General features: G+C 68.9%; 25 protein-coding genes and 1 tRNA gene. 11 read left to right on the forward strand and 15 right to left on the reverse strand.

The genetic code is table 11. The features are described from left to right. Positions 1-30: 30 nt before the first annotated feature. Positions 31-1,833, reverse strand: a complete 1,803-nt coding sequence (locus AC07Y4_RS24290; RefSeq protein ID WP_487850392.1) for an NAD(P)/FAD-dependent oxidoreductase — start codon at positions 1,831-1,833, stop codon at positions 31-33. Positions 1,834-2,059: 226 nt separating this feature from the next. Here AC07Y4_RS24290 and AC07Y4_RS24295 point away from each other — a divergent pair, with 226 nt between their 5' ends. Beyond that, the gene (locus tag AC07Y4_RS24295) at positions 2,060-2,707 is read left to right on the forward strand and encodes a TetR/AcrR family transcriptional regulator (protein WP_487850393.1); all 648 of its coding nucleotides are present in this window, start codon (positions 2,060-2,062) and stop codon (positions 2,705-2,707) included. Then, positions 2,704-3,918: a glycosyltransferase gene (locus tag AC07Y4_RS24300; protein WP_487850394.1), complete on the forward strand. Its 1,215-nt coding sequence runs from the start codon at positions 2,704-2,706 to the stop codon at positions 3,916-3,918. The genes AC07Y4_RS24295 and AC07Y4_RS24300 overlap by 4 nt, the downstream gene beginning before the upstream one ends. Here the strand turns inward: AC07Y4_RS24300 and AC07Y4_RS24305 are convergent. From AC07Y4_RS24305 to AC07Y4_RS24315, 3 genes are all read right to left on the reverse strand, one after another. Continuing rightward, complete coding sequence (locus tag AC07Y4_RS24305) at positions 3,915-5,861, reverse strand: sigma-54-dependent Fis family transcriptional regulator (RefSeq protein WP_487850395.1); 1,947 nt, start codon at positions 5,859-5,861, stop codon at positions 3,915-3,917. The two genes, AC07Y4_RS24300 and AC07Y4_RS24305, sit on opposite strands and share 4 nt — an antisense overlap. A gap of 161 nt (positions 5,862-6,022) precedes the next feature. Continuing rightward, positions 6,023-6,247 (reverse strand): tautomerase family protein, encoded by a 225-nt coding sequence (locus AC07Y4_RS24310; RefSeq protein WP_070061404.1) that lies wholly within the window; start codon positions 6,245-6,247, stop codon positions 6,023-6,025. A 31-nt stretch (positions 6,248-6,278) separates the two neighbouring features. Continuing rightward, positions 6,279-7,019, reverse strand: coding sequence for an SDR family NAD(P)-dependent oxidoreductase (locus tag AC07Y4_RS24315; RefSeq protein ID WP_487850396.1), 741 nt, complete (start codon positions 7,017-7,019; stop codon positions 6,279-6,281). A 107-nt stretch (positions 7,020-7,126) separates the two neighbouring features. On the opposite strand from AC07Y4_RS24315, the gene AC07Y4_RS24320 reads away from it, so the two are divergent. After that, positions 7,127-8,038, forward strand: a complete 912-nt coding sequence (locus AC07Y4_RS24320; RefSeq protein WP_487850397.1) for a LysR family transcriptional regulator — start codon at positions 7,127-7,129, stop codon at positions 8,036-8,038. 16 nt (positions 8,039-8,054) lie between these two features. Here the strand turns inward: AC07Y4_RS24320 and AC07Y4_RS24325 are convergent, their stop codons facing one another. The 9 genes from AC07Y4_RS24325 to AC07Y4_RS24365 all read right to left on the reverse strand — a co-directional run bounded on the left by AC07Y4_RS24325 (position 8,055) and on the right by AC07Y4_RS24365 (position 17,083). Continuing rightward, the gene (locus AC07Y4_RS24325; protein ID WP_139703457.1) at positions 8,055-8,756 is read right to left on the reverse strand and encodes an ABC transporter ATP-binding protein; all 702 of its coding nucleotides are present in this window, start codon (positions 8,754-8,756) and stop codon (positions 8,055-8,057) included. Further along, positions 8,756-9,508 (reverse strand): ABC transporter ATP-binding protein, encoded by a 753-nt coding sequence (locus AC07Y4_RS24330; RefSeq protein ID WP_487850398.1) that lies wholly within the window; start codon positions 9,506-9,508, stop codon positions 8,756-8,758. Before AC07Y4_RS24330 ends, AC07Y4_RS24325 begins: the two co-directional genes overlap by 1 nt. Further along, on the reverse strand, positions 9,505-10,488 hold the full coding sequence (locus AC07Y4_RS24335) for a branched-chain amino acid ABC transporter permease (RefSeq protein WP_487850399.1): 984 nt from the start codon (positions 10,486-10,488) through the stop codon (positions 9,505-9,507). The genes AC07Y4_RS24330 and AC07Y4_RS24335 overlap by 4 nt, the downstream gene beginning before the upstream one ends. Further along, complete coding sequence (locus AC07Y4_RS24340) at positions 10,485-11,357, reverse strand: branched-chain amino acid ABC transporter permease (RefSeq protein WP_062470301.1); 873 nt, start codon at positions 11,355-11,357, stop codon at positions 10,485-10,487. The genes AC07Y4_RS24335 and AC07Y4_RS24340 overlap by 4 nt, the downstream gene beginning before the upstream one ends. A 103-nt stretch (positions 11,358-11,460) precedes the next feature. After that, positions 11,461-12,636 carry an ABC transporter substrate-binding protein gene (locus tag AC07Y4_RS24345; RefSeq protein ID WP_062470303.1) on the reverse strand — a complete coding sequence of 392 codons (1,176 nt, stop codon included), beginning with the start codon at positions 12,634-12,636 and terminating at the stop codon, positions 11,461-11,463. Further along, a complete protein-coding gene (locus AC07Y4_RS24350; RefSeq protein WP_487850400.1) occupies positions 12,633-13,457 on the reverse strand; it encodes an alpha/beta fold hydrolase in 825 nt (274 codons plus the stop codon). The genes AC07Y4_RS24345 and AC07Y4_RS24350 overlap by 4 nt, the downstream gene beginning before the upstream one ends. Next, the gene (locus AC07Y4_RS24355; RefSeq protein ID WP_487850401.1) at positions 13,454-15,007 is read right to left on the reverse strand and encodes a benzoate-CoA ligase family protein; all 1,554 of its coding nucleotides are present in this window, start codon (positions 15,005-15,007) and stop codon (positions 13,454-13,456) included. Before AC07Y4_RS24355 ends, AC07Y4_RS24350 begins: the two co-directional genes overlap by 4 nt. A gap of 34 nt (positions 15,008-15,041) precedes the next feature. Next, a complete protein-coding gene (locus AC07Y4_RS24360; RefSeq protein ID WP_487850402.1) occupies positions 15,042-16,592 on the reverse strand; it encodes a 3,4-dehydroadipyl-CoA semialdehyde dehydrogenase in 1,551 nt (516 codons plus the stop codon). Then, on the reverse strand, positions 16,589-17,083 hold the full coding sequence (locus AC07Y4_RS24365; RefSeq protein WP_487850403.1) for a 4-hydroxylaminobenzoate lyase: 495 nt from the start codon (positions 17,081-17,083) through the stop codon (positions 16,589-16,591). The genes AC07Y4_RS24360 and AC07Y4_RS24365 overlap by 4 nt, the downstream gene beginning before the upstream one ends. Before the next feature lie 168 nt (positions 17,084-17,251). On the opposite strand from AC07Y4_RS24365, the gene AC07Y4_RS24370 reads away from it, so the two are divergent. The 5 genes from AC07Y4_RS24370 (at position 17,252) to AC07Y4_RS24390 (ending at position 23,578) form a co-directional block, all read left to right on the forward strand. Beyond that, positions 17,252-18,196: a helix-turn-helix transcriptional regulator gene (locus AC07Y4_RS24370; protein WP_062470316.1), complete on the forward strand. Its 945-nt coding sequence runs from the start codon at positions 17,252-17,254 to the stop codon at positions 18,194-18,196. 458 nt (positions 18,197-18,654) lie between these two features. Next, a complete protein-coding gene (gene boxC / locus AC07Y4_RS24375; RefSeq protein ID WP_307696802.1) occupies positions 18,655-20,328 on the forward strand; it encodes a 2,3-epoxybenzoyl-CoA dihydrolase in 1,674 nt (557 codons plus the stop codon). A 34-nt stretch (positions 20,329-20,362) separates the two neighbouring features. Further along, the gene (gene boxB / locus AC07Y4_RS24380) at positions 20,363-21,790 is read left to right on the forward strand and encodes a benzoyl-CoA 2,3-epoxidase subunit BoxB (protein WP_062470322.1); all 1,428 of its coding nucleotides are present in this window, start codon (positions 20,363-20,365) and stop codon (positions 21,788-21,790) included. Between the two features lie 50 nt (positions 21,791-21,840). Next, positions 21,841-23,121: a benzoyl-CoA 2,3-epoxidase subunit BoxA gene (gene boxA, locus AC07Y4_RS24385; RefSeq protein ID WP_062470507.1), complete on the forward strand. Its 1,281-nt coding sequence runs from the start codon at positions 21,841-21,843 to the stop codon at positions 23,119-23,121. A gap of 10 nt (positions 23,122-23,131) precedes the next feature. Beyond that, complete coding sequence (locus tag AC07Y4_RS24390; RefSeq protein ID WP_062470325.1) at positions 23,132-23,578, forward strand: MaoC family dehydratase; 447 nt, start codon at positions 23,132-23,134, stop codon at positions 23,576-23,578. A gap of 97 nt (positions 23,579-23,675) precedes the next feature. Here the strand turns inward: AC07Y4_RS24390 and AC07Y4_RS24395 are convergent, their stop codons facing one another. Continuing rightward, positions 23,676-24,152 carry an adhesin gene (locus AC07Y4_RS24395; protein ID WP_487850404.1) on the reverse strand — a complete coding sequence of 159 codons (477 nt, stop codon included), beginning with the start codon at positions 24,150-24,152 and terminating at the stop codon, positions 23,676-23,678. Between the two features lie 249 nt (positions 24,153-24,401). On the opposite strand from AC07Y4_RS24395, the gene AC07Y4_RS24400 reads away from it, so the two are divergent. The 3 genes from AC07Y4_RS24400 (at position 24,402) to AC07Y4_RS24410 (ending at position 25,894) form a co-directional block, all read left to right on the forward strand. After that, entirely contained in the window at positions 24,402-24,863 is a 462-nt protein-coding gene (locus AC07Y4_RS24400; protein WP_495275209.1) for an RrF2 family transcriptional regulator, read from the forward strand. Next, positions 24,853-25,755, forward strand: a complete 903-nt coding sequence (locus tag AC07Y4_RS24405; RefSeq protein ID WP_487850406.1) for an NAD(P)/FAD-dependent oxidoreductase — start codon at positions 24,853-24,855, stop codon at positions 25,753-25,755. The genes AC07Y4_RS24400 and AC07Y4_RS24405 overlap by 11 nt, the downstream gene beginning before the upstream one ends. Positions 25,756-25,818: 63 nt before the next feature. Further along, positions 25,819-25,894 (forward strand) — tRNA-Gly (locus tag AC07Y4_RS24410). 54 nt (positions 25,895-25,948) lie between these two features. Here AC07Y4_RS24410 and fahA read toward each other — a convergent pair. Continuing rightward, a partial coding sequence (fahA, locus tag AC07Y4_RS24415) for a fumarylacetoacetase (RefSeq protein ID WP_495275210.1) occupies positions 25,949-26,862 on the reverse strand: 914 nt, incomplete at its 5' end.

The raw sequence follows: 26,862 nt of genomic DNA on the forward strand, positions 1-26,862 counted from the left end.
CTCCCCGAGGGGAGAGGAAGCCGGAGCCGCTCAGCGCTTGTGGTGCGACGCCGCCAGCTCGTACACCGGCGTATCGATCCCTTCCATGCGCGCCTTCAACTGCAGCGCCAGGAACTGCGAGTAGTGGCGCGACTGGTGCAGGTTGCCGCCGTGGAACCACAGCTGGGGCACCTGCGTCGGCTTCCACATGTTGCGCAGCTCGCCCTCCCACGGACCCGGGTCCTTCGGCGTGTCGGAGCCCAGGCCCCAGCACTTGCCGACCTTGTCGGCGATCTCGGGCGAGATCAGGTCGGCCAGCCAGCCGTTCATCGAGCCGTAGCCCGTGGCGTACACCAGCAGGTCGGCCGGCAGCTCGGTGCCGTCGGTGAGCGTGACCGAGTGTGCGTTCACGCGCTCGATGTTCACGCCGCTCTTGAGGTGGATGCTGCCGTTGGCCACCAGCTCCGAGGCGCCCACGTCGATGTAGTAGCCCGAGCCGCGCCGCAGGTACTTCATGAACAGGCCCGAGCCGTCCACGCCGAAGTCGAGCAGGAAGCCGGCCTTCTCCAGCCGCGCGTACAGGTCGGCGTCGCGCTTCTTCATCTCCTCGTACACCGGGATGTGGAAGGTGTGCATGATCTTGTAGGGCACCGAGGCGAAGATCAGGTCGCCCTTGTGGTGGTCGATGCCGCTCTTCACCGCCTGCTCGGAATACAGCCCACCCAGCGCCAGCTCCATGAGCGACTGCGAGGGCGCGATGTGCGTGGACGAGCGCTGCACCATCGTCACGTCGGCGCCGTGCTCCCACAGCGCCGCGCAGATGTCGTGCGCCGAGTTGTTCGAGCCCAGCACCACGCACTTCTTGCCCGCATAGGCCTCGGGGCCGGGGTGCTGGCTGGAGTGGTGCTGGTCGCCCAGGAAGTTCTCGGCGCCCGCCACCTTCGGCACGTTCGGGTAGCCCGACACGCCGAGCGCGAACACCAGCTGCTTCGGGCGCAGCGTCACCGGCTTGCCCTCGCGCTCCACCTGCACCTCCCAGCGCTGCGTGGCCTCGTCGAAGCGCGCCTTGGTCGCGTTGGTGGAGCTCCAGTAGTTGAGCTCCATGATCTTGGTGTACATCTCGAGCCAGTCGCCGATCTTGTCCTTGGGCGCGAACACCGGCCAGTCGTCGGGGAAGGGCATGTAGGGCAGGTGGTCGTACCAGACCGGGTCGTGCAGGCACAGCGACTTGTAGCGCTTGCGCCAGGAGTCGCCGGCCTTGGCGTTGCGCTCCACGATGATCGTCGGCACGCCCAGCCGCCGCAGCCGCGCCCCCAGCGCGATGCCGCCCTGGCCGCCGCCGATGATCACCACCTCGGGCTGCTCGGTGTAGCCCAGCGCGGCCTCTTCGTCGCGGCGCTTCTCGAGCCAGTTCTTGCGGCCTTTGTGCACGCCGTGCTCCGCGCCCTTGATGCGGTTGTCGCCGGTCTTTTCCTCGAAGCCCTTCAGCTCGGTCATGGTGGTGAGCAGCGTCCAGGCCTTGCCATCGCGCAAGCGAAGATGGCCGCGTCCGCGCGCCACGCGCGTCTCGAAGCCGAACCACGCGTCGACCACGCCGTCGGCCTCGGTCGCCTCGCCTTCGAGCGCGAAGGCCGTGGGCTGCGTGTCGGCCAGGCGCGCCTGCAGCATCGCGCGGATGGCGCCCGCGCCTTCCTGCGTGCGGATGTTCCAGGTGAAGGCGACGAGGTCGCGCCAGTAGCTGTCGGCCTCGAACAGCGAGACGGCCGCATCGATGTCGCCGCGTGCGAGCGCGGCGGCGAGGTCGGCCAGCCATTGGGCGGCGGCCCGGGTGGGGCCGGTGGTCGGGTCTGTCATTGCATGTCTCCGTTGTGTCGTTGAACGAATCGAATCGCGGCGCGGCAAGGCGCACGCGAAGGGCGTGGCGCAGCTTTCGTGCCGTGCGGGGCGGGACGAAGAATCAAGGGGTTGGCGGTGGTTTTGTCGCAGGCGGCTGTCGCTGTCTCACCGAGACTGAGACGATGCATGAGAATTTGAACGACGTATAAAATTGGACGACGTTCAAATTCAAGGGCCCAAAACCGTGACCGAACCAGAACCGCCAGGCCGCCGCGAGCGCCGCCGCACCCAGACGCTCGACCACGTCGCGTCCACCGCCATGCGCCTGTTCGAAGCCCAGGGCTACGACGCGACGACCATGGAGCAGATCGCGCAGCAGTCCGACGTGGCCAAGGGCACGCTCTACAACCACTTTCCGACCAAGGAAGCGATCCTGGCGCACTGGGTGCACCTCGAGCTCGTGGTCGATGCGCAGCGCCTGCACGAGGCCATCGACCCGAAGGCGGGTTTCACGGCGCAGCTCACCGGCCTGCTCGACGCCTCGGCCGACTGGTCCGAGCGCTACCGGGCCTACCTGCTCGACTACTTCCGCTTTCGCTTCCTCAACATCGAAAGCGAGCTCGGCGGCGGCGACCGCAGCACGCCGCGCGACCTGTCGGGGCTGTTCGAGGCGCTCATCGCCGCCGCCCAGCAGGCCGGCACGCTGCGCACCGACGTCTCGGCCGCGCACCTCGCGAGCCTGTTGCACCACCTGTACTTCGGCGCGCTGATGCGCTGGCTCACGCTGCCCGGCCTCGTGCTGCGCGACGAGTTCGCGGTGGTCGTCGACCTCTTCGTCGGCGGCGCGCGCACGGCCCCGAAGCCACCCGCTGCAAGGAGGCGCGCCCCATGAAACTCGCCGTACTCACCTACGGCACCGAGGGCGACGCCCGCCCGCTCGCTGCGCTTTGCCGCGCGCTGGACGACGCGGGCCATGCGTCGGTGCTGCTGGCGGACGCCACCACGCTCGGCGCAGCCGAACGGCTCGGCGTGCGCTCGCAGGTGCTGGCCGGCGACATCCGGCAGGCGCTCGGTGGCGTCATCGCGCAGGGCGACAAGCCGGCCGCCGCCGCGAAGGCGCTGGCGGACATCGCCAATGCCAACGCCACGCCCTGGCTGCGCCAGACCATCGAGGCCGCGCAGGGCTGCGACGCGATCGTCTGCGCGGGGCTCGCGGCCTTCGTGGGCCTGTCGGCGGCCGAGGCGCTGGGCGTGCCCGCCATCGGCGCGGGCATGTTCCCGCTCACGCCGACGGCCGCATTCGCTTCGCCCTTCCTGCCGCCCGCCCGCGTGCCGCGCTTCTTGAACCGCGCGAGCCACCACCTCGTCAACGGGCTGCTCTGGCGCGCCTTCCGGCCGGCCGTGAACGCCGCGCGCGCCGAGGTCTGCGGCCTGCCGCCGCGCCGCCGCCTGTGGACCACGCACCCCGTGCTCTACGGCTACTCGCCGAGCCTGCTGCCGCGCCCCGCCGACTGGCCCGCCAATGCCGCCGTGTGCGGCCAGTGGCTCGCGCCCGCGCCCGACTGGCAGCCGCCGGCGGCGCTGCGCGACTTCCTCGCGGCCGGCGAGGCGCCCGTCTACATCGGCTTCGGCAGCATGACGGGCTTCGACAAGGCGCGGCTGCTCGCGGCCCTCGTCGACGGCATGGCCGGCCGGTGCGCGGTGCTGCATCCCGGATGGAGCGGCCTCGATGTGCAGCAGTTGCCGCCGAACTTCCACGTCATCGGCGACACCCCGCACGACTGGCTCTTTCCGCGGATGGCGCTGGTGGTACACCACGGCGGCTCGGGCACCAGCCACTCGGCCGCGCGCGCGGGCGTGCCCTCGGTGGTCGTGCCCTTCGCGGGCGACCAGGCGTTCTGGGCGCACCACCTCGCGCAGGCGGGCGTGGCACCGCCCGCGGTGGCGGGGGGCCGGTTCGGTGCGGACGACCTGGCGCGCGGCATCGCCTTCGCGCACGACCCGCAGGTGCGCGCACGGGCCCAGGCGCTGGGCGAACGCATGCGCGCGGAAGACGGCCTGGGCACGGCCGTGCGCGCCATCGAGCAGATCCTGAGGCGTTAGCCGCGCTGCGGCGCCACGATGCCGAAGCGCTTCATGTGGCGGTACGCGGTGGCGCGGCTGATGCCGAGCGCCTGCGCGGCCCGCGCCACATGCCAGCGGTGGCGCTGCAATGCGTCGAGCAGGCGCGTGGCGTCGGCGGCGCTGTCGTCGTCGACCGGAGAGGGCGCGGCGTCGCGGTGATCGAGCGACGGCCGATGCGGCGCCAGGCGCAGCTCTTCGGGCGTGATGCTCGCCCCCGTGCAGAGCGCCAACGCCAGCCGCAGCACATTGCGCAACTCGCGCAGGTTGCCCGGCCAGTCATGCGCCATCAGCCGCAGCATCGCCGCCTCCGACAGCCGCGCGGTCGAGCCCATCGCCGCCGCTTCTTCGTGGAACATCGCCTCGATCAGATAACGCCGGTCGCGCCGCGCGCGCAGCGGTGGCAGCTTCAGCACCGCGCCGCACAGCCGGTAGTACAGGTCCTCGCGAAAGCGCCCGGCCGCGACCAGCGCCGACAGGTCGCGGTGCGTGGCCGCCACCACGGCAAGGTCCACGCGCTGCGGCGACTCGGCGCCCAGCGGCAGCACCTCGCCTTCGGACAGCACGCGCAGCAGCCGCGTCTGCAGCGCCATCGGCATGTCGCCGATCTCGTCGAGAAAGAGCGTGCCGCGGTCGGCCTGCGCGATCAGCCCCTTCATGCCCTTGGCGCGGCCGCCCGTGAAGCTGCCGGGCGTGTAGCCGAAGAGCTCGCTCTCGATCAGCGAATCGGGAATGGCCGCGCAGTTCACTGCCACGAAGGGCAGCGCCGCACGCCGGCTCGCGCCATGCAGCGCGCGCGCCAGCACCTCCTTGCCGCTGCCGGTCTCGCCCTCGACCAGCACGTGGATGCCGCGGTCCACCAGGCGGCGCGCCTGCGCGATCAGCTGCTGCATCGCGGGGTCGTCGTCGCCCGCGATGCGTTCGAGCGGCGGCAGGCGGTCCGAAGGCTGGGGCGCCGGCGATGAGGGCGCGGTGACCGGCGAGCGCCGCAGGCGCGGCGCGATCAGCGAGGCGTGGTACTCGCCCCCACCGGGCAGCAGCACCGTGTGCGCAAACGGCAGGGCCGACGCACCGCCGTTGCCCAGGCGCCAGATCGCGTCCATCGGCAGGTGCAGCAGGTCCGACACCGCACCGCCCAACAGTTGCTGGTGTCCCGGGAAGACCTCGCGCGCGCCCCCGTTGGCGCCCACCACCGTGCCGCCCTCGTCGAAGGCCAGCATCACCTCGCCCGCCACGTCGACCAGCCCGAAGGCACTGCCCAGCCGCAGGATCCAGTGGCCGCGAAAGTGCCGCAGGAAGTCGGCGTCCTCGATCATCCGCGCGTAGATCGACACCAGGTGCCGCACCAGGTGCTGGCTCTCGCGCGCCTCGGGCGAGCGCAGGGCCGACACGTCGAGGATCGCCGTGAGCTTGCCGCTGTGGTCGAACAGCGGCGCCGTCGTGCAGGTGAGCGCGATGTGCGTGGCGTCGAAGTGCTCGGTCTGGTGGCAGGTCATCGGCTGGCGCTCGATGAGGCAGGTGCCCACGCCGCAGGTGCCGGCGTGCGCCTCGTTCCAGTCGGCGCCCAGGTACAGGCCGGCGCGGCGCAGCTGGTCGTCCCAGGCCGGGTTGCCGATGTAGTCGACCGTGATGCCCTCGGCGTCGGTCAGCAGCACCATGTAGCCCAGCTCGGCCACGCGGCGGTAGATGTCTTCCATGCCCGCGCGCGCGGCGCGCAGGAAGTGCTCGAGCTGCTGCTGGTGCACGCGCACCTCCTGCGCCGGCAGGATGCGCGCGGGCGTCGGCCGCGACGGATCGAGCCCATGGTCGCGCACGCAGCGCGCCCACGACTTGTGCACCAGGCTCGCCGCCGGATCGGCCCGCAGCGCCGTGCCGGTGGCGATCGAATAGACGTTGTCGATGTGGCGCGATTGCAGGGACGTCATGCGCAGCCTCGTGCGTGGGTGGGCGCGGCCCTGGGAGGGGCTGCGCAGCCGGACATGATTCGGCTGTCGCGCTGTCGCAGGACAGAGGTGAAACCCGGTGGAACGGACGTGTTACTCCCCCTCACATCGAGGGCAATGCGGCCCGATCCGGCGCCATTCCTTCACTGCGGCGGCTTCGCACGCTCGGCCAGCCGCTTGCGGTACTCGGTGGTCGTCAGGCCCGCGAAGCCCCAGTCGTCGGTGTCGATCTCCTCGATCACGATGTGCGTCCATTCCGGCGGCTTCTTCAGCACCCGTTCGAGCGTTTCCGTGAACTCGGCAATGACCTGGGTTTTCTGTTCGCGCGTGACGCCGTCGCGGGTGATCTTCAGGTTGATGAAAGGCATGGTGTGCTCCTTGGGTGAATGACTGAGGTGATTACCACTTGCCGGTGCTCATGCCGCCATCCACGGGCAGCACGACGCCGGTCGTGAAATCGGCGCTTGTCAGGTAGAGCACCGCATCGGCGATCTCCTGCACGGTCGCGATGCGGCCGGCGGGTGCCAGGCCGTTGAGGAAGCCGTGCTGCTCGGGCGTGTACAGCGGCGTGTCCACGATGCCGGGTGCCACCGCATTCACCTTGACGTTGTGCGGTGCGAGTTCGAGCGCCAGCGCGCGCGTCGCGGCATTGATGCCGCCCTTGATCAGCACCGGCAACACGGCCGGCACCTGCTGGTTCGGCTGCAGCGCGATGCTCGCCGTGATGTTCACGATGTGTCCCTGGCGGCGCGCAACCATGTGCTTTGCCGCGGCCTGCGAGGCGTAGACGAAGCCCTTGAGGTTGGTGGCGACCAGCTGGTCGAGTTCGTCTTCGGTGTAGTCGACGAAAGGCTTCGCGTTGAAGATGCCCGCGTTGTTGACGAGCACGTCGACCTGGCCGAAGCGCTCCACGGCGCGGTCGACGAGCTGCTGCGCCGTGTCGCGGTGGCCGATGTCGCCCGCGACGCCGAGAAGGCGCGCCGGGTTGCCGAGCTGCTTCGCGGCGGCTGCGAGCCGCTCTTCGGTGCGCGCATTCGCGACCACGTTGAAGCCGCGCGCGAGATACGCCTGCGCAAGGCCCAGGCCGATGCCGCTCGAGGCGCCGGTGATGACCACGGTGGGGGATGTGTCGTCCTGCATGTCGGTTCTCCAGGGAAGTTGATGACGTGGGGAGAACTGTATTGATGACAGAGAAACTGATAAATCACTAGACTCGAACTTCACTTGATACACAAGGTAATCAATCCATGCAGCGGCAGTTCGGCGACATCCTTCTGGGCAGCATCGAGTTGTTCTGCCTCGCTGCGGAGAGCGGCGGCTTCACCTCGGCGGCACTCGCGGCTGGTGTGACGCCGGCGGCCGTGAGCCGATCGATCTCCCGGCTCGAGAAGCGGCTGGGATTGCGGCTTTTCGTGCGCACCACGCGCAGCGTGCGGCTCACCGACGCGGGCCGCTCCTACTTTGCACAGTGCCGACAGGCGCTGGCGCAGCTCGCCGAGGCCGAGCGCGAGGTGATGGGCCAGCAGGTGCTGCCTTCGGGCACGCTGCGCATCAGCGTGCCGACCACCTACGGCCACCACCGCATCCTGCCCTTGCTGCCGGCGTTTCGCGAACGCTTTCCCGACATCCGGCTGCACGTGCACTTGAGCAACCGCAACATCGATTTCGTGGAAGAGGGCTACGACATGGCCGTGCGCGTGCGGGCCCAGCCCGACTCCACGCTGATCGCGCGGCACCTCGAGGATGCGGACCTGGTCGTGGTCGCCACGCGCAAATACCTGAGGAAGGCCGGCACGCCGCGCACGCTGGACGACCTCGCCGCGCACGAGTGCATCCAGTTCGAGCTGCCCAGCAGCGGCCGCCGCATTTCGTGGCTCTTCAAGGAGAACGGCAAGGATCGCGAAGTGTTCGCGGACGGCGCCTACAGCTGCTCCGACGACGTGCTCGGAGGCGTCACGCTCGCGAAAAGCGGCGCCGGGTTGTTCCAGACCTACCGCTTCGTCGTGGAGAAGGAATTGGCCGACGGTTCGCTCGTCGAGGTGCTGAAGCCCTGTGCGGGCCGTTCGCGGCCCTACACGCTGCTGTACCCGGACGGGCGCCACGTGCCGCTGCGCATGCGGGTGTTCATCGATTTCCTGATGGCGCAGCGGACCGGGTGACGCCCGCCACGCATGCTCAAACCCCCAGCAGTTCCTCCAGCACCTGCGGCTCGGCCAGCAGATCGGCCGACGCCCCATGCCGCACGATCTGCCCCTTCTCCATCACCACCGCGAGGTCGGTGTGCGCGAGCACCTTGCGGTAGTCGCGGTCGACGATCAGCGTGGCGATGCCCGTCGCGCGGATCTCGCTGATCACGCGCCAGATCTCGGCCACGATCAGCGGCGCGAGGCCTTCGGTGGCTTCGTCGAGGATCAGCAGGCGCGGGTTGGTCATGAGCGCGCGGCCGATGGAGAGCATCTGCTGCTCGCCGCCCGACAGCTGCTGGCCGCCGTGCGAGAGCCGTTCCGACAGGCGCGGGAAGGTGGCCATCACGCGGTCGAAGGTCCAGGCGCGCTGGCCGTCGATGCCGGCGCGTTCGCTCATCACGAGGTTCTCGCGCACCGACAGGTTCGGGAAGATGCCGCGCCCTTCGGGCACATAGCCGATGCCCAGGCGTGCCATCTTCTCGGGCGGCAGGCCGGTGACGGTGCGGCCGTCGACCTGCACTTCGCCTGAAGCGGGCCGCACGTAGCCCATGATGGTGCGGATCAGTGTGGTCTTGCCCATGCCGTTGCGCCCGAGCAGGCCGACCGAAGTCGCCGCCGGAATGCCGGCGTGCACGCCGCGCAGGATGTGGCTGTTGCCGTAGTAGGTGTTGAGGTCGCGAACGATCAGCATCAGTGTTGCTCCTCGCCGAGGTAGGCCGTGCGGACCTCGGGGTTCTCGCGAATTTCTTGTGGGTTGCCCGTGGCGATGACAGTGCCGTTCACCATCACCGTGATGCGGTCGGCGATGCGGAACACGGCGTCCATGTCGTGCTCGACCAGCAGGATGGCGTGCGTGGCTTTCAGCCGCGCGAGCAGCGTGAGCATGCGGTCGGTTTCTTCGGCGCCCATGCCGGCGAGCGGTTCGTCCAGCAGCAGCACGCGCGGGTGGGTGGCCAGGCACATCGCCACTTCGAGCTGGCGTTGCGCGCCGTGGCTCAGCGTGCCGGCGACGCGCCGGGCTTCGGCCGCGAGGCCGGCGGCTTCGAGCGCGGCGTCGGCCGAGGCGTTGCTGGTGGCGCAGCGCTGCGACGACTGCCAGATCGCCCAGGGCTTCGCCGTGGCGGCCTGCGCGGCGAGGCGGCAGTTCTCGTGCACGGTGAACTCCGGGAAGATGGTGGTGCGCTGGTAGCTGCGGCCCACGCCGTCGCGGGCGCGGCGCGACTGCGCGCGCGCGGTGATGTCCACGCCGTCCAGGGCGATGCGGCCCTCGGAGGCCTCGATCTCGCCCGAGAGCATGTTGATGAGCGTCGACTTGCCGGCGCCGTTGGTGCCGATCACCGCATGCACCTCGCCGATGTGCAGGTCGAGCGTGACGGCGTTGACGGCCGTGAGGCCACCGAAGCGGCGCGTGAGCTTGTCCACGGACAGCAGTGCGGCGGTCATGCGCCTCCCTTCGGCGACAGGCGCTGCGCCAGGCCGATCAGGCCCTTGGGCAGCAGCGCGACGAACACGATGATGGCAATGCCCAGCGTGAGCTGCCAGTGGTCGGCCAGCGGGCCCATCACGGCGTGGGTGGAGAAGATTTCCTTCAGCAGCGTGAAGGCCACGGCACCGATCACCGCGCCGCGCAGGTGGCCGAGGCCGCCCAGGATCACCATCAGCAGCACCTCGCCCGAGTTGTGCCAGGCCATCAGCTCGGGGTTGACCACGCCGTCGCGCGAGGCCAGCAGAAAGCCCGCGAGCCCGGCCAGCGCGCCCGCGAGCACGAAGGCCGCGAGCTTGTAGCCGTACACCGCGAAGCCCGCCGCGCGCATGCGCTGCTCGTTCACGCGGATGCCCGCGAGCGCCGCGCCGAAGCGCGAACGGCGGATGAGTGCCAGCAGGCCGTAGGTGAACACCAGCGCCGCCAGCACCACGTAGAACAGCACCGTGCGGTTCTCCATGTCGAGCGCGCCGAGGGCCGGGCGCACGTACAGGTAGATGCCGTCGCTGCCGCCGCCGACCTTGGTGTCGTGGAACACGAAGAAGGCCATCTGCGCAAAGGCCAGCGTGACCATGATGAAGTACACGCCGCGCGTGCGCAGGCTCAGCGCGCCCACGAACAGCGCGTACAGCGCGGCCGCGCCCATCGACAGCACGAGCAGCACTGCGAAGTTGCCGCCCTCGTTGCCCGAGGCCAGCACGGTGACGTAGGCGCCGATGCCGTAGAAGGCCGCATGGCCCAGGCTCACGAGCCCGGTCATGCCCACCAGCAGCTCCAGGCTGAGCGCGAAGATCGACAGGATCATCACCTTGACGATGAAGTCCGATGCGTAGTTGCCCAGCAGCGGGCCGGCCACGCCGAGCGCGATGGCGCACAGCACGGGCACGATGAAGGCACCACGCCGCGGCGCGGCAGGAGCAGTCGCAACCACCGGGTTCATGGCCGCCTCCCCATCAAGCCTTCGGGCTTCCAGATCAGCACGATGGCCATCAAGAGGTAGATGCCGATGCCCGCCAGGTCGGCGAAGAACACCTTGCCGAAGGTGTCGACGAAGCCCACCAGCAGCGAGGCCACGAGCGCCCCGGTGATCGAGCCGATGCCGCCGATCACCACCAGCACGAAGCAGATGATGAGCACGCTCGCACCCATGTTGGGGTACACCGAGGACATCGGCGCGGCGATCATGCCGGCCAGCGCCGCCAGCGCCACGCCGGCCGCGAACACGATGCGGTACAGCCGCTTCACGTCGATGCCCAGGCCGCGCACCATGTCGCGGTTGCTGGCGCCGGCGCGGATCATCATGCCCAGGCGCGTGCGGTTCACCACGTAGTACAGGCCCACGGCCAGCACGATGCAGGCGGCCGAGGCAAACAGGCGATACCACGGGTAGCTCATGACATTGCCCAGCGCGAAGCTGCCGTCCAGCCACGCGGGCACCTTCACGCCGTGCACGTCGTTGCCCACGAAGATGGAGCGCAGTTCCTCGAACACCAGAATGAGCCCGTAGGTCATGAGCACCTGCTGCAGGTGGTCGCGCTGGTAGAGGTAGCTGAAGAAGGCCCACTCCAGCACGTAGCCGAAGATCGCGGCCAGCACCACGCCGGCCACCAGCATCAGCAGAAACTGATCGCCGAACAGCGGCGCCAGCGAGAACGCCATGTAGGCGCCGATCATGTAGAAGCTCCCGTGGGCGAGGTTGATGACGCCCATGATCCCGAAGATCAGCGTCAGCCCCGAGGCCACGAGAAAGAGCAGCAGGCCGTACTGAACGGAGTTCAGGCACTGCACCAAGAAGGTTCCGAAATCCACCGTGTGATCCCAGTTGAGTGTGGTTGCCGCAAGGCGGCTCGCGGCCCTGAACCCGGTCAGGGCCGCGAGGGAACGAGAGAGAACCGAAGGCCCGTGGCCTTGCTTACATCCGGCAGCCGCGGGCCGGATCGGAGAGACCCTTGATCGCGGTGCTCACCAGCTTGTTTTCCTTGCCTTCCACCTTGCGCAGGTAGATGTCCTGCACCGGGTTGTGCGACTTGCTCACCGTGAAGGTGCCGCGCGGGCTGTCGATCTTCGCCTTCTCGATCGCGCCCGTGAACTCGGCCTTCTTCGAGATGTCGCCCTTGGTGGCATTCAGGCCCACGCCCAGCATCTGCGCGGCGTCGTAGCCCTGCACCGCGTACACGTCGGGCTGCAGCTTGAAGGACTTGGCGTACGCCACGCGGAAGGCGTTGTCGCGCGGGGTGTTCAGGCCGTCGGCGTAGTGCAGCGTGGTGAGCATGCCTTGCGCCGATTCGCCCTGCGCGTCGAGCGTGCCGTCGGTCAGGAAGCCGGGGCCGTACAGCGGGATGGTCTTGTTCAGGCCGGCGGCCTGGTAGTCCTTGACGAACTTCACCGCGCCGCCGCCCGCGAAGAAGGCGTACACCGCATCGGGCTTGGCCGCCGCGATCTCGGTCAGCAGCGCCTGGAACTCCACGTTGGGGAAGGGCAGCGTGAGCTGCTTGTCGACCTTGCCGCCGTTCTTCTCGAAGCCTTCCTTGAAGCCGTTGACGGACTCTTCACCGGCCGCGTACTTCCAGGTGATGGTCATGACCTTCTTCTTGCCCTGCTGCTTGGCCGCCACCTCGCCCATGGCGTAGGCCGGCTGCCAGTTGCTGAACGAGCTTCGGAAGATGTTGGGCGCGCACATGGGGCCCGTCACGGCGTCGGCGCCGGCGTTCGGCACGATGAGCACGGTGCCGCTTTCCTTGGCGGCCTTGGCCATGGCCATCGCCACGCCCGAGTGCACGGTACCCACGATCACGTCGACGTTGTCGCGCTTGATGAGCTTGTTGACGTTGTCGGTGGCCTTGGCGGGGTCGGACTCGTCGTCGACCTTGAAGTATTCGATCTCGCGGCCGGCGAGCTTGCCGCCTTGCTGTTCCACGTAGAGCTTGAAGCCGTTTTCAATGGCCACGCCCAGGGCGGTGTAGGTACCGCTGTAGGGCAGCATGAGGCCGACCTTGAGCTTTGCCGTGCCCTGTGCGCCGGCCGCGGAGGCCAGGGCGGCGAGGGCGATGGCCGTGAGCGCCAGGCGCGCGGTGCGAAGGTTCGTCATGGTGTCTGTCTCCTGTTGTTGGTGATGAAAGAAGCGGTCGCGACGATGACACGATCCGGCTGATCGCGATGCGGGGAATGCCCGCATTCAGGGATTTCGAGCAGCTCGCAAATCCCACCGACGCGCGGTGCGATGTCGCGGATCTGCGCGAGCGTGCCGTACTCGTCGTCGATGCCCTGCACCGCGAGCACGGGGCAGCGGATCGTGGCCAGCTCGGCCTCGATGTTCCAGTCGCGAAAGGGCGGGTGCAGCCAGATGCGGTTCCAGCCCCAGAAGGCCGAGTCGGCGCTGTCGTGGTAGCGGCCGAGCTTGCCGGGCAGGTCGGTCGTTCGGTAGGCGGTGCGCGCAATTTCGATGTTCGCGACGGTCTTGTCTTCCACGAAGATGTGCGGCGCGAGCACCACGAGACCCGCGACCTTGTCGGAGAAGCGCGAGGCGTACAGCAGCGAGATCGAGCCGCCGTCGCTGTGGCCGAAGAGCCAGGGTTTTTCGTCGCCGAGCTTCAGCGCGGCGAACAGCGCGGGCAGCACCTCGTGCGCCTGGCGGTGCATGAAGTCGACGTCCCAGATCTCGTCCTCGGCGCGCGGCGTGGAGCGGCCGTAGCCGGGGCGCGAGAACACGAGCCCGCGCGCGCCGGCGGCTTCGCAGACCTGGGCGGGGAAGTCCTTCCACATCGCGACGGAGCCCAGGCCTTCGTGCAGGAACACGATGAGCGGGGCATCGGCGCCGCGTTCGGGGGCGATCCACCGGCACTCGATGCGCACGGTGCGCCCGCGCCAGTCGATGGTGGCGAAGTCGGTGGCAACCGTGGGCGTGCTCATGCCTGCTTCTCGCGTTCGCGCAGCCGGAAGCGCTGGATCTTGCCGGTGGCCGTCTTCGGCAGCTCGCTCACGAACTCCAGAAAGCGCGGGTACTTGTAGGGCGCCAGGCGCTCCTTCACGAAGGCCTTGAGCTCGTCCTCGGTGGCGGTGGCGCCGTCCTTGAGCACCACGAAGGCCTTGGTCTTCGTGAGCCCGTCGGCGTCGTCCTTGCCGATGACGGCGGCCTCGAGCACGGCCGGGTGCTGCATCAGCGTGGCCTCGACCTCGAAGGGCGAGACGTAGATGCCGCTGACCTTGAGCATGTCGTCGCTGCGCCCCGCATAGGTGAAGTAGCCGTCGGCGTCGCGCGTGTACTTGTCGCCGCTCTTGGTCCAGCCGCCCTGGAAGGTGTCGCGCGACTTCTCGCGGTTGCACCAGTACATGAGCGCCGAGCTCGGGCCGCAGATGTACAGGTCGCCCACCTCGCCGTCGGGCACGGGGCGGCCGTCTTCGCCGCGCAGCTCGACCTCGTAGCCGTCCACCGGCTTGCCCGTGGTGCCGTAGCGCACGTCGCCGGGGCGGTTGGAGATGAAGATGTGCAGCATCTCGGTCGAGCCGATGCCGTCGATGATCTCGCAGCCGAAGTGCGCCTTGAAGCGCTGCGCGATCTCGCCGGGCAGCGCCTCGCCGGCCGACGAGCACATGCGCAGCGCCACGGCGTCGCGCGCGGGCAGCTTCGGCGAGGCGAGCATGCCCGCGAAGCCGGTGGGCGCGCCGAAGAACACGGTGGGCTTGTGCTCGGTCCAGCGGCGGAAGGTCGCATCGGGCGTGGGCCGCTCGGCCATCAGCACCACGGTGGCGCCGACCGACAGCGGGAAGGTCAGCGCATTGCCCAGGCCGTACGCGAAGTACATCTTGGCGGCCGAGAAGCACACGTCGCCTTCGGTGAGGCCGAGCACCGGCTTGCCATAGAGCTCGGCGGTCCACCACAGGTTGGCGTGCGTGTGCACCGTGCCCTTGGGCTTGCCGGTGGAGCCGGAGGAATAGAGCCAGAAGCCCGGGTCGTCCGACGCGGTGAGCGCGGGTGCGGGCTGGGGCTCGACGGCGGCGAGCGCGGCTTCGAACGCCTGCGCGCCTTGGGGCAATGCGCCCGTCGGTTGCGACACGAACAGCGTCTGCACTTCATGGCCGCCGCGCGCCATCGCGTCCTGCAGGGTCGGCAGCAGCGCGCCCGACACCAGCACCGCCTGCGCACGGCTGTGGTCGAGCATGTAGGCGTAGTCGTCGGGCGTGAGCAGCGTGTTCACGGCCACGGGCACGATGCCCGCGTACAGGCACCCCAGGAAACTCACGGGCCAGTCGTTGCCGTCGAGCATGAGCAGCAGCACGCGCTCTTCGCGGCGGATGCCCGCGGCCTTCAGCGCGGCGGCCAGGCGGCGCGCGCGGTCTTCGAGCTGGCCGTAGCCCAGCGTGCCGCGGTCGTCGATGTAGGCGGTGCGTTCGGCGCGGCCGCGGTTGAGGGCGAACAGGTGTTCGGCAAAGTTGAATCGTGCGGGCAGGCTGCTGTTCATCGTGTGTCTCCTTGGGGCCTGTGCGTGGCTGGCTCTAGAGGCCGAGGGCGGCGAGCACGCCGGGGCTCGCCTGCACCGCGCTCCTGCGGTGATAGAAATCGAGCGCGCGCAGGCCGCCCAGCTCGGCGCCGCCGCCCGCGCGGCCGGGGCCGCCGTGCAGCGACATCGGCATCACGTTGCCGTGACCGGTGTGGGCCTGCGCCACCTCGGGCGTGATGACGTGCACGCGCCCGTGGCTCGGCGCGACCGACAGCGCGGCCTGGGCCAACGCGGCATCGTCGCTGCCGTACAGCGAGGTGACGAGCGAACCCTGGCCCCGGTGCGCGAGCGCGATGCCGTGCGCGAGGTCGTTGTAGGGCAGCAGCGTGGCGACCGGGCCGAACACTTCCACGTCGTGCACGCGCTGTGCCGCATCGGCGTCGCGCGCGCCCAGCAGCACGGGGCCGATGCAGGCGGCCACGGCGGGGTCGGCGTCGATGAGGGGCTTGTTGCTGCTGTCGTGCAGCACGGTGGTCTGCGCGGCCAGCGCGTCGAGGCCGTCGCGCACCGCGTTCAGCTGCGCGCGGCTCACGAGCGAGCCCATGCGCACGTTCTCGTTGCGCGGGTTGCCGACGGTCACGCCTGCGAGTTTGGCTCCGATGGCTTCGGCGGCGGCGTCGTACACCTCGGCCGGCACGAGGATGCGGCGGATGGCGGTGCACTTCTGACCCGACTTGACCGTCATCTCGCGCACCACTTCGCGCACGAGCAGGTTGAAGGCCTCGCTGCCGGGCGCGGCGCCGGGCAGCAGCAGGGCGCTGTTGAGGCTGTCGGCCTCGATGTTCACACGCACCGAGCGCGCGGCCACGGCCGGGTGCGAACGGATGATGGCGGCGGTCTCGGCCGAGCCGGTGAACGAGACCACGTCGAAAGGCTGGAGCTGGTCCATCAGGCCGGCCGAGCTGCCGCAGATGACCGACAGCGCGCCGGCCGGCAGCACGCCCGCATCGACCACGTCTTTCACCATGCGCTGCGTGAGCCAGGCGGTGGCCGTGGCGGGCTTGACGATCACGGGCACGCCCGACAGCAGCGCGGGCGCGGCCTTTTCCCACAGGCCCCACGAGGGGAAGTTGAAGGCGTTGATGAACAGCGCCACGCCGTGCGTCGGCACCTGCAGGTGCTGTGACTGGAACACGGGCTCCTTGCCGAGCTTCATGGCCTCGCCGTCGCGCAGCGCACGCACGTCGCCGAGCGCGTCGCCCCACTTGGCGTACTGGCCCAGCGTGAAGATCGCGCCGTCGATGTCGACGGCCGAGTCGTTCTTCACCGTGCCGCAGTTCGCGGTGGCGATCTCGTAGTACGCGTCGCGGTTCGCCTGCAGCACCTTCACGAGCGCGGCGAGCAGGCCGGCGCGCTGGCGGTAGGTGAGGGCGCGCAGCGCGCGGCCGCCTTGCTCACGCGCAAAGGCAAAGGCCTCGGGCAGGTCGAGGCCGGTGGCGTCGACGCGCGCGAGTTCGGTGCCGAGCACCGGGTCGAACAGGGGCGTGCCGGCGCCCGTGCCGCTTTGCCAGCGGCCGGCGACGTGGTTGGCGAGAAGGTCGGTCATGCGGTGAACTTGATCTGCCCTTCGGGCAGCAGGTAGAGGACGAGCGCGCGGCCCTGGGCCACGGTCGGGCGGTGTGCGGTGCCGGGCCCGTAGACGCACCAGCCCGCGGGCCGTCCGTCGAAGGTGGCGGCGGGGGTGTCGTCCAGCGGCATGATCAGGTCGATCTCGCCGTTCGGATGCGTGTGGTGCGGGCCGGCGAGGTCCTGCATGTCGACCACGTCGACCGAGAAGCGGTGCAGCGCGTCCTCGGCCTTGAAGACGCGGCCGTACTTGAGGCCGCCGCCTTCGCGGTCGCACAGCCAGCCTTCGGCGACGCCGCCGATGCAGGCCTGGCGCAGTTGCGCAAAACGGGCGCTGCCGGCGCCGTGGGTGGCGTTGAGCCACTGGTCGAGCGCGGCGTCCAGCGGCTGGCCGGCGATCTCGGCGGTCAGGTCGGCGATCAGCTGGTGAAATGCCGCCTTGCCGGTGGCGGGCGTGGGGGTGTCGGACATCGTGGGCCTCGAACGGATGAACTATCGTCTTCTTGCAGGAAGTCTGCGTGTGCAGTATCTTGCGTGTGATCGAACAATAAGCAGCGAGACAACAGGTGTCAAGCAATATAGTGCATCTATGGTGTTTACCCTGAGCGCGCACAATCCCGGCGAAGAACGAGGAATGGCATGAACGAGCATGTAGACGCGGTGCTGGCCACCGCGCCCGAGGGCGGCACCGGCAACCACGGCGCCGCCGTGGCCGGGGAGGCCAAGAACCCACTGCTGGTGGCACTGGGCGACCGCGTGCGCAACCTGCGCGCGCAGCGCGGCCTCACGCGCAAGGCGGTGGCCCTGTCGGCCGACGTGTCGGAGCGCCACCTGGCGAACCTGGAATACGGCATCGGCAACGCATCGATCCTGGTGCTGCAGCAGGTGGCCGGGGCGCTGCACTGTTCGCTGGCCGAGCTGGTGGGCGACGTGACGACCAGCTCGCCCGAGTGGCTGCTGATCCGCGAATTGCTCGAGCACCGCAGCGAAGCCGACCTGCGCCGCGTGCGCGTGGCGCTCGGCGAGATGCTGGGCACGGCCTCGGTCGACCCGGCGCGCCACCGGCGCATCGCGCTCGTGGGGCTGCGCGGCGCGGGCAAGTCGACGCTGGGGCAGATGCTGGCCGAAGACCTCGAAATTCCGTTCATCGAACTGAGCCGCGAGATCGAGAAGCTGGCGGGCTGCAGCGTGCGCGAAATCCACGACCTGTACGGCACCAACGCCTACCGCCGCTACGAGCGCCGCGCGCTGGAAGAGGCGGTGCAGATCTATAGCGAGGTGGTCATTGCCACGCCCGGCGGCATCGTGTCCGACCCGGCCACCTTCAACGAGCTGCTGGCCCACTGCACGACAGTGTGGCTGCAGGCCGCGCCCGAGGAGCACATGGGCCGCGTGGCCGCGCAGGGCGACACCCGCCCGATGGCGGCCAGCAAGGAGGCCATGGAAGACCTGCGCCGCATCCTGAATGGGCGCGCCGCTTTCTATTCGAAGGCCGATCTGTCGGTCGATACCAGTGGGAAGACGTTGCCGCAGAGTTTCCAGGCGCTGCGTGCGGTTGCCCGGCAGTCGATGGGGTTGGCCTGAGTTTCCGCTTGCTGGCGTTGGGGCGTTCGCTGCTCAGGGCGACGCTCCCGCCGACGGGGTACCTTGCTCCGCGAATGTCCCCCGGCCTGCGGCCTCCTCCTTGATTTCGCTGCGCAAGGCACCCCATCGGCGTGAGCGTGGGCAGTGCGGTGGTTGATCGGCCATGACCCGACCGCGTGCCCCGTGCGCAGGGCACCGGGTGCTTCCCGCAGCGAAATTAAGGGGGAGGGCGAAGCCCGGAGGACATTCGCGGAGGGAAGTACCCGGTGTCCTGCGCACACCCCCTGATCCGTCGTGCGCCCCGCACAAGCCCTGCCCGATCCTGAAATCTGAAAAAAAGCACAACAGGCATTGACTTGCCTGTTTGCATGCAGCATGATGCATGTCATCGGAACAAGGAAGTGCATTATTATTCCTGTTCACGGTTTTCTGAACACAGCCCCACAGGAGACTTCCGCATGACCGACACCACGCTCCAGGCGCCCCAGCGCGTCGACTACCGCATCGAACCCGCCCAGTACCGCCACTGGTCGCTGAGCTTCGACGGCGCCATTGCGCGCCTCACGCTCGACATCGCGGAAGACGGCGGCATCCGCCCCGGCTACAAGCTCAAGCTCAACAGCTACGACCTGGGCGTGGACATCGAGCTGAACGATGCGCTCAACCGCATCCGCTTCGAGCACCCCGAAGTGCGCAGCGTGATCGTCACCAGCGGCAAGGACCGGATCTTCTGCTCCGGCGCCAACATCTTCATGCTCGGCGTTTCCAGCCACGCCTGGAAGGTGAACTTCTGCAAGTTCACCAACGAGACGCGCAACGGCATGGAAGACACCTCCAAGCACTCGGGCCTGAAGTTCCTCGCGGCCGTGAACGGCGCCTGCGCCGGCGGCGGCTACGAACTGGCACTGGCCTGCGACGAGATCCTGCTGGTCGACGACCGCTCCTCGTCCGTCTCGCTGCCCGAAGTGCCCCTGCTCGGCGTGCTGCCCGGCACCGGCGGCCTGACCCGCGTGACCGACAAGCGCCATGTGCGCCACGACCTCGCCGACATCTTCTGCACCAGCGTCGAAGGCGTGCGCGGCCAGCGCGCGGTCGACTGGCGCCTGGTCGATGCGGTGGCCAAGCCCGCCCAGTTCCCCGCCGCCGTGCAGGAACGCGCCACGCAGCTCGCCGCCGGCAGCGACCGCCCCGCCGGCGCCAAGGGCGTGGCCCTGACCCGCGTCGAGCGCACCGACAGCGCCGACGGCATCGCGTACGCCAACGTCAACGTGCAGATCGACCGCAGCAAGCGCACCGCGACGATCACCGTGAAGGCACCCACCGGCGCGCAGCCGGCCGACATCGCCGCCATCGAAGCCGCAGGCGCCGCCTGGTGGCCGCTGGCCGTGTGCCGCGAGCTCGACGACGCCATCCTCAACCTGCGCACCAACGAACTCGACGTCGGCACCTGGCTGCTCAAGACCGAAGGCGACGCCGCCGCCGTGCTCGCATCGGATGCCGTGATGTTCGCGAACAAGGACCACTGGCTGGTGCGTGAAACCATCGGCGGCCTGCGCCGCACGCTGGCGCGCCTCGATGTGTCCTCGCGCAGCCTGTTCGCGCTGGTCGAAGCCGGCTCATGCTTCGCCGGCACGCTGGCCGAGCTGGCCTTCGCGGCCGACCGCACCTACATGCTCGCGCTGCCCGACGACGCCGCGCGCGCACCAAAGCTCACGCTCAACGAATTCAACTTCGGCTTCTTCCCGATGGTGAACGACCAGAGCCGCCTGCAGCGCCGCTTCTATGAAGAGGCTGCACCGCTCGAAGCCGCGCGTGCCGCCGCCGGCCAGGCGCTCGACGCCGACGAAGCCGTGAAGCTCGGCCTCGTCACCGCCGCGCCCGACGACATCGACTGGGACGACGAGATCCGCATCGCCATCGAAGAGCGCGCCGCCATGTCGCCCGACGCGCTCACCGGCCTGGAAGCCAACCTGCGCTTCGCGAGCAAGGAGAACATGGCCACCCGCATCTTCGGCCGCCTCACGGCCTGGCAGAACTGGATCTTCAACCGCCCCAACGCCGTCGGCGAGAAGGGCGCGCTGAAGGTCTACGGCACCGGTCAAAAAGCCGGCTTCGACCTGAACCGCGTTTGAGCACAGAGCAGTCCGCACAACCCAAGGAACAACGATGAGCACGATCAACTACAGCGAGAAGATCCCCAACAACGTCAACCTCGGCGAAGACCGCACGCTGCAGCGCGCGCTCGAAGGCTGGCAGCCCAACTTCATCAACTGGTGGGACGACGTGGGCCCCGAGGGCTCCACCAACCACGAGGTGTACCTGCGCACCGCCGTGAGCGTCGACCCCCAAGGTTGGGCGCAGTTCGGCCACGTGAAGATGCGCGACTACCGCTGGGGCATCTTCCTGAACCCGGGCGACGCCAACCGCGAAGTGCACTTCGGCGACCACAAGGGCGAGAAGGTCTGGCAGGACGTGCCCGGCGAACACCGCGCCAACCTGCGCCGCATCATCGTCACGCAGGGCGACACCGAGCCCGCGTCGGTCGAGCAGCAGCGCCACCTGGGCCTCACGGCGCCGTCGATGTACGACCTGCGCAACCTGTTCCAGATCAACGTCGAAGAAGGCCGCCACCTGTGGGCCATGGTCTACCTGCTGCAGAAGCACTTCGGCCGCGACGGCCGCGAAGAGGCCGACGCGCTGCTGCAGCGCACCTCGGGCGACGCCAACAACCCGCGCATCCTGGGCGCCTTCAACGAGAAGACGCCCGACTGGCTCGCGTTCTTCATGTTCACCTACTTCACCGACCGCGACGGCAAGTTCCAGCTGGCCGCGCTGGCCGAGAGCGCGTTCGACCCGCTGGCGCGCACCACGAAGTTCATGCTGACCGAAGAGGCGCACCACATGTTCGTGGGCGAGAGCGGCGTGTCGCGCGTCATCGCGCGCACCGCGCAGGTGATGAACGAGCTCAAGACCGACGACGCGCAGAAGATCCGCGCCGCCGGCTGCATCGACCTGGGCACCATCCAGCGCTACCTGAACTTCCACTACTCGGTGACCATCGACCTGTTCGGCGCCGACCAGTCGAGCAACGCCGCCATCTTCTACAGCTCGGGCCTGAAGGGCCGCTACGAAGAAGGCAAGCGCGACGACGACCACGTGCTCAAGGGCCAGACCTACAAGGTGCTCGAGGTGAAGGACGGCCAGCTCGTCGAGAAGGACGTGCCGATGCTCAACGCCCTGAACGAAGTGCTGCGCGACGACTTCATCAAGGACTCGGTGGCCGGCGTCGGCCGCTGGAACAAGGTGCTCGAGAAGGCCGGCATCCCCACCCGCCTGGTCGTGCCGCACAAGGCCTTCAACCGCCAGATCGGCGCACTCGCCGGCATCAAGATGTCGCCCGAGGGCCGTGTGGTGAACGACATCGAATGGGCCGCCAAGCGCGACGAATGGCTGCCGAGTTCCGAAGACTTCGCTTTCGTGGCATCGTTGATGGGCCGCGTGATCGAGCCGGGCAAGTTCGCGGGCTGGATCTCGCCGCCGGTGATGGGCATCAACCGCCAGCCGGTGGACTTTGAATACGTGCGTTTCGGCTGAGCGTCTGGATATGAAGCCCTCGTCCCCACGGCGAGGGCATGGAGAACAACATGGACATGGTCGTTGAAGCCGGGGTCATCAAGCAGCACCTGATCGACCCCGAGATCTGCATCCGCTGCAACACCTGCGAGGCGACCTGCCCCGTGAACGCGATCACGCACGACGACAACAACTACGTCGTTCGTGCGGACGTCTGCAATGGCTGCATGGCCTGCATCTCGCCGTGCCCCACGGGCTCGATCGACAACTGGCGCACCATGCCGCTGGTGCGTGCGTACACCATCGAAGAACAGCTCACGTGGGAAGAACTCCCCGCCGAGCTCTCGCCCGAAGAACTCGAGGCGGCGGGCGTGTCCGGCGCTGCCGCCGAGGCCGCGGAAGTGCCTGCCCAGACGCAGGCCCAGGCCGCCGTGCAGGGCACCGAGCCCGCTTTCAATTCCGCGCAGTACGGCGCCAGCGTGCCGCCCTGGTCGGCCGCGCACGCCTACACCAACCTTTTTCCGCCGAAGACGCCGACCACCGCCACCGTGGTGGGCAACTTCAACTGCACCGAGGCCGGCTTCGACAGCGAGACGCACCACATCGTGCTCGACTTCGGCGTGGTGCCGTTCCCCGTGCTCGAAGGCCAGTCGATCGGCATCGTGCCGCCGGGCGTCGATGCCATCGGCAAGCGCCACCATGCGCGCCAGTACTCGGTGGCCAGCCCGCGCAACGGCGAGCGGCCGGGCTACAACAACGTCTCGCTCACCGTGAAGCGCGTCACCGAGGACCACGAGGGCGACCCGGTGCGCGGCGTGTGCTCCAACTACGTGTGCGACCTCAAGGTGGGCGACACCGTGCAGGTGGTGGGGCCCTTTGGCGCCTCGTTCCTGATGCCGAACCACCCCAAGTCGCACATCGTGATGATCTGCACCGGCACCGGCAGCGCGCCCATGCGCGCCATGACCGAATGGCGCCGGCGCTTGCGCAAGAGCGGCAAGTTCGAAGGCGGCAAGCTCATGCTGTTCTTCGGCGCGCGCACGCAGCAGGAACTGCCGTACTTCGGCCCGCTGCAATCGCTGCCAAAAGACTTCATCGACATCAACTTCGCGTTCTCGCGCACGCCGGGCCAACCCAAGCGCTATGTGCAGGACCTGATGCGCGAACGCGCCGCCGACCTGGCCGCGCTGCTGAAAGACGGCGCCAGCCACTTCTACGTGTGCGGCCTCAAGAGCATGGAAGAGGGCGTGGTGCTCGCACTGCGCGACGTGGCGAAGGAAGCGGGGCTCGACTGGGACACCGTCGGCGCGCAACTCAAGCGCGAAGGTCGTCTGCACCTCGAAACGTACTAAGCTGCGGCGGATGCAGTTCGCCGACTTCCATGCAGGCCAGGTCATCGAGGCCGGGCCTTATGTGCTCACCGAAGCCGAACTCGTGCAGTTCGCGCGGGCCTACGACCCGCAGTGGTTCCACACCGACGCCGAGGCGGCGGCAGGCAGCCCCTTCGGCGGGCTCATCGCGAGCGGCTGGCACACCTGCTCGATCGCGATGCGGCTGGTGGTCGAGGCGGCGCTGGCGGGTTCTGAATCGTTCGCGTCGCCCGGGCTCGAGCACGTGCGCTGGCCGAACCCGGTGCGACCCGGCGATGCGCTGCGGCTCGTGGCCGACGTGATCGAGGTGCGCCGCTCCGAAAAGCGCCCCACGCTCGGCATCCTGCGCTGGCGCTGGCGGCTGTTCAACCAGCGTGCGCTGGTGGTGCTCGACACCGAAGTCACCAGCCTCTTCAAGCTGCCTGCCCCCGACCTCTGAACGACACAAGCCCGCAACGCTTTGGCGCTGCGGGCTTGATTACTTGCGGAGCGATGCGCTGCAACAGCCGCGTCCGGCCGCTGCAGCTTGGACCTGCTTACTTCTTGTGCAGGTCGACCGCGCCCGAGCCCTGGGCCTTGCCGCTGGCCTTGGCGCCGGCCGTGGCCGGTTTCACGGCGCCGCCCACGGCGCCAGCGGCACCGGTCGCGCTGTTCACGGTACTGCCCACGGTGTTGGTCACACCGCCGACGGCTTGCGTCGCGCCGCCCACGGCGCCGGTGGCACCGCCGACCGCACCCGTGGCCGTGCCGAGCACGCCACCGACGGCATTGCCCACGCCGCCGGTCGCGCCGGTGGTGGAGGTGTCCGCATTGGCATCGGCCGACGCACCGGTCTGCGCGCGTGCGCCTGCTGCGCCGCCTTGTGGCGTCGCGCCGGTGCTGCCCGAGGCCTTCACATCGGCGTTGACCCCCACGCCGACCCCGACGCCTTGCGCCTGGGCCGTCCCGCCGAGGGCCAGCAGGCCCGCCAGCATGGCGCCGATGAAGATGCGGTTGGTTGCATGTGTAGTCATGAGTGACAGTTCCTTTCGTTGCTGAGTCACGGTTTGCAGAACCGACCGGGGTTCGATCGATTCGGGGGCAACCATGACGGGCCGGCAGGTTGTCGCCATGTGCGGCGCGTTCGCTCGACGCTGTGGGAATCGGCCGTCGGCGGAATCGGGGGCTCGTGCGTTAGGGCGGCGTTTGCAAATCCCCGCCCGATCCGGGGTTTCTTGGCGCGATGCGCCGTGTCATCGAAAACATGCAACTCATAATGTTGCATGAAACGAGACAGCAAGCTTTCCGGCGTGCTCCACGTGCTGCTGCACATGGCCGAGCTGAACGCCCCCATCACCTCCGAGGCGCTCGCCGCGGCGATGCAGACCAACCCCGTGGTCGTGCGACGGCTCATGGCGGGGCTGCGGCAGGCCGGCTTCGTCAGCTCGGCCAAGGGCCATGGGGGCGGCTGGGTGCTGTCGTGCTCGTTGAGTTCGGTGACGCTGGGCGACATCCACAACGCCGTCGGCGCGCCTGCGCTGCTGGCCATGGGCAACCGCACCGAGAGCCCGGGCTGCATCGTCGAGCAGGCGGTGAACGCGGCGCTCGACGGGGCCTGCCAGGAGGCCGAGGCGCTGCTGCTGCGGCGGCTCAACGGGATCACGCTGGCCGATCTCTCCAAAGACTTTCATCGCCGCATGACGGGTGGCGGCTTCACCGCGAAGGACATCGCACATGCGCTATGACGCACTCATCGTGGGCGGCAGCTTTGCCGGCCTCTCCGCTGCCATGCAACTGGCGCGCGCACGCAGGAAGGTCTGCGTGGTTGACGCGGGCGCGCCGCGCAACCGCTTCGCCGCGGCCTCGCACGGTTTCTTCGGGCAGGACGGCATGCCGCCGCTGCAGATGATTGCCGACGCGCGCGACAAGCTGCTCGTCTATCCGTCCGTCACCTTCGTCGAAGGCACGGTGACTGCGGCAATGGCCGATGGCGCGGAGGGCTTCACGGTTTCATTGAACAGCGGGGAACAGCTGTCGACGCGCAAACTGTTGCTGGCCTTCGGCGTGCAGGACGGCCTGCCGGACATTCCGGGCCTCGGCGAACGCTGGGGGAAGAGCGTGCTGCACTGTCCTTATTGCCACGGCTACGAGTTCGGCGACCGTCCGCTGGGCGTGCTCTTTCACAGCGCGCACCCGCCGGACCACGCGTTGCTGATCGCCGAATGGGGCCCGACCACGCTCTTCCTGAATGGCGACGCAGGGCCGGACGCCGAGGCACGCGCCCGGCTGCAATCACGCGGCGTGGCCGTGGAGCCCGGGCGCATCGCCGGTCTCGAAGGGCAGGGGACGGACCTCGCGGCCGTGCGTCTCGACGACGGCCGGCGCGTGCCAATCGAAGCGCTGTTCGTGGCGCCGCACACGCGGCCGACCAGTCCGCTGGCCGAGCAGCTGGGCTGCGCGTTCGACGACGGCCCCACGGGCCCGGTGCTGCGCGTCGATGCGATGAAGACGACGACGGTGCCCGGCGTGTACGCGGCGGGCGATGTAGCGATGGCTTTTTCCAACGCCACGCTGGCCTCGGCCGACGGGCTGTTCGCCGGGGTGTCGATGCACCGCGCGCTGGTGTTCGGCGCCTGATTTCAAATTTTTTCGGGGGAAGATGGCAAACCGCCTCAAACCACCCTATAATCTGAGGCTCACGCGGGAATAGCTCAGTTGGTAGAGCGCAACCTTGCCAAGGTTGAGGTCGAGAGTTCGAGACTCTTTTCCCGCTCCAAATCGCATGAAAAGGCCACCTCACCAGGTGGCCTTTTTCATTGGCGCGTCGCTTTCAACCTCGCGCCGGCAGCACGGTCCCCCGGCTCTCGCCGAAACCGATGCGCGCATGGCCGGGCTTCTCGCACCAGCCGCGCAGCAGCACCGCATCCCCGTCTTCTAGGAAACCGCGCGTCTCGCCGTTGGCCAGCGTCACCGGGGTTTGGGCCGCGCGCGTCAGCTCGATGATCGCGCCGGCCTCGCCCTCGCCGGGGCCCGAGATGGTGCCGCTGCCGAACAGGTCGCCCGGGTTCAGGCTGCAGCCGCCCACCGTGTGGTGCGCCACCATCTGCGCCACGCTCCAGTACTGGTGCTTGAAGCTCGTGCCCGACAGGCGCGACGGCCCGGTCTTCTGCGCGCGCGCCTTTCCGCTTTCGAGCCACACCTCGAGCCGGATGTCGAGCGCGCCGCCTTCGCGGTTCGCGCTGCTTTCCAGGTAGGCCAGCGGTTGCGGCTCGTTCGCGGGCCGCGTCCACGCCTGGCGGTAGGGCGCCAGCGCTTCCATCGTCACGATCCACGGCGAGATCGTGGTCGCGAAGTTCTTCGCCAGGAAGGGCCCGAGCGGCGCCATCTCCCAGAACTGGATGTCGCGCGCCGACCAGTCGTTGAGCAGGCAGAGACCGAAGATGTGTTCTTCCGCGCGCGCGAGCGGAATCGCCTCGCCCTGCGCATTGCCCTGGCCGATCCACACGCCCAGCTCCAGTTCGTAGTCGAGCCGCGCGCAGGCCTGGTAGGTCGGCGCCTTCGCGCCGGGCGCCATGGCCTGGCCCATCGGCCGGTGAAAGCGCTGGCCGCTCACGCCGATGGTTGACACGCGCCCGTGGTACGCGGTCGGCACCCAGCGGAAGTTGGGCGTGACGTCGCCGTCGGGGTTCATCAGGCGGCTGATGTTCAGCGCGTGGTCGATCGAGGTGTAGAAGTCGGTGTAGT

It is taken from the genome of Variovorax sp. GW460-12-1-14-LB1, assembly GCF_059423605.1.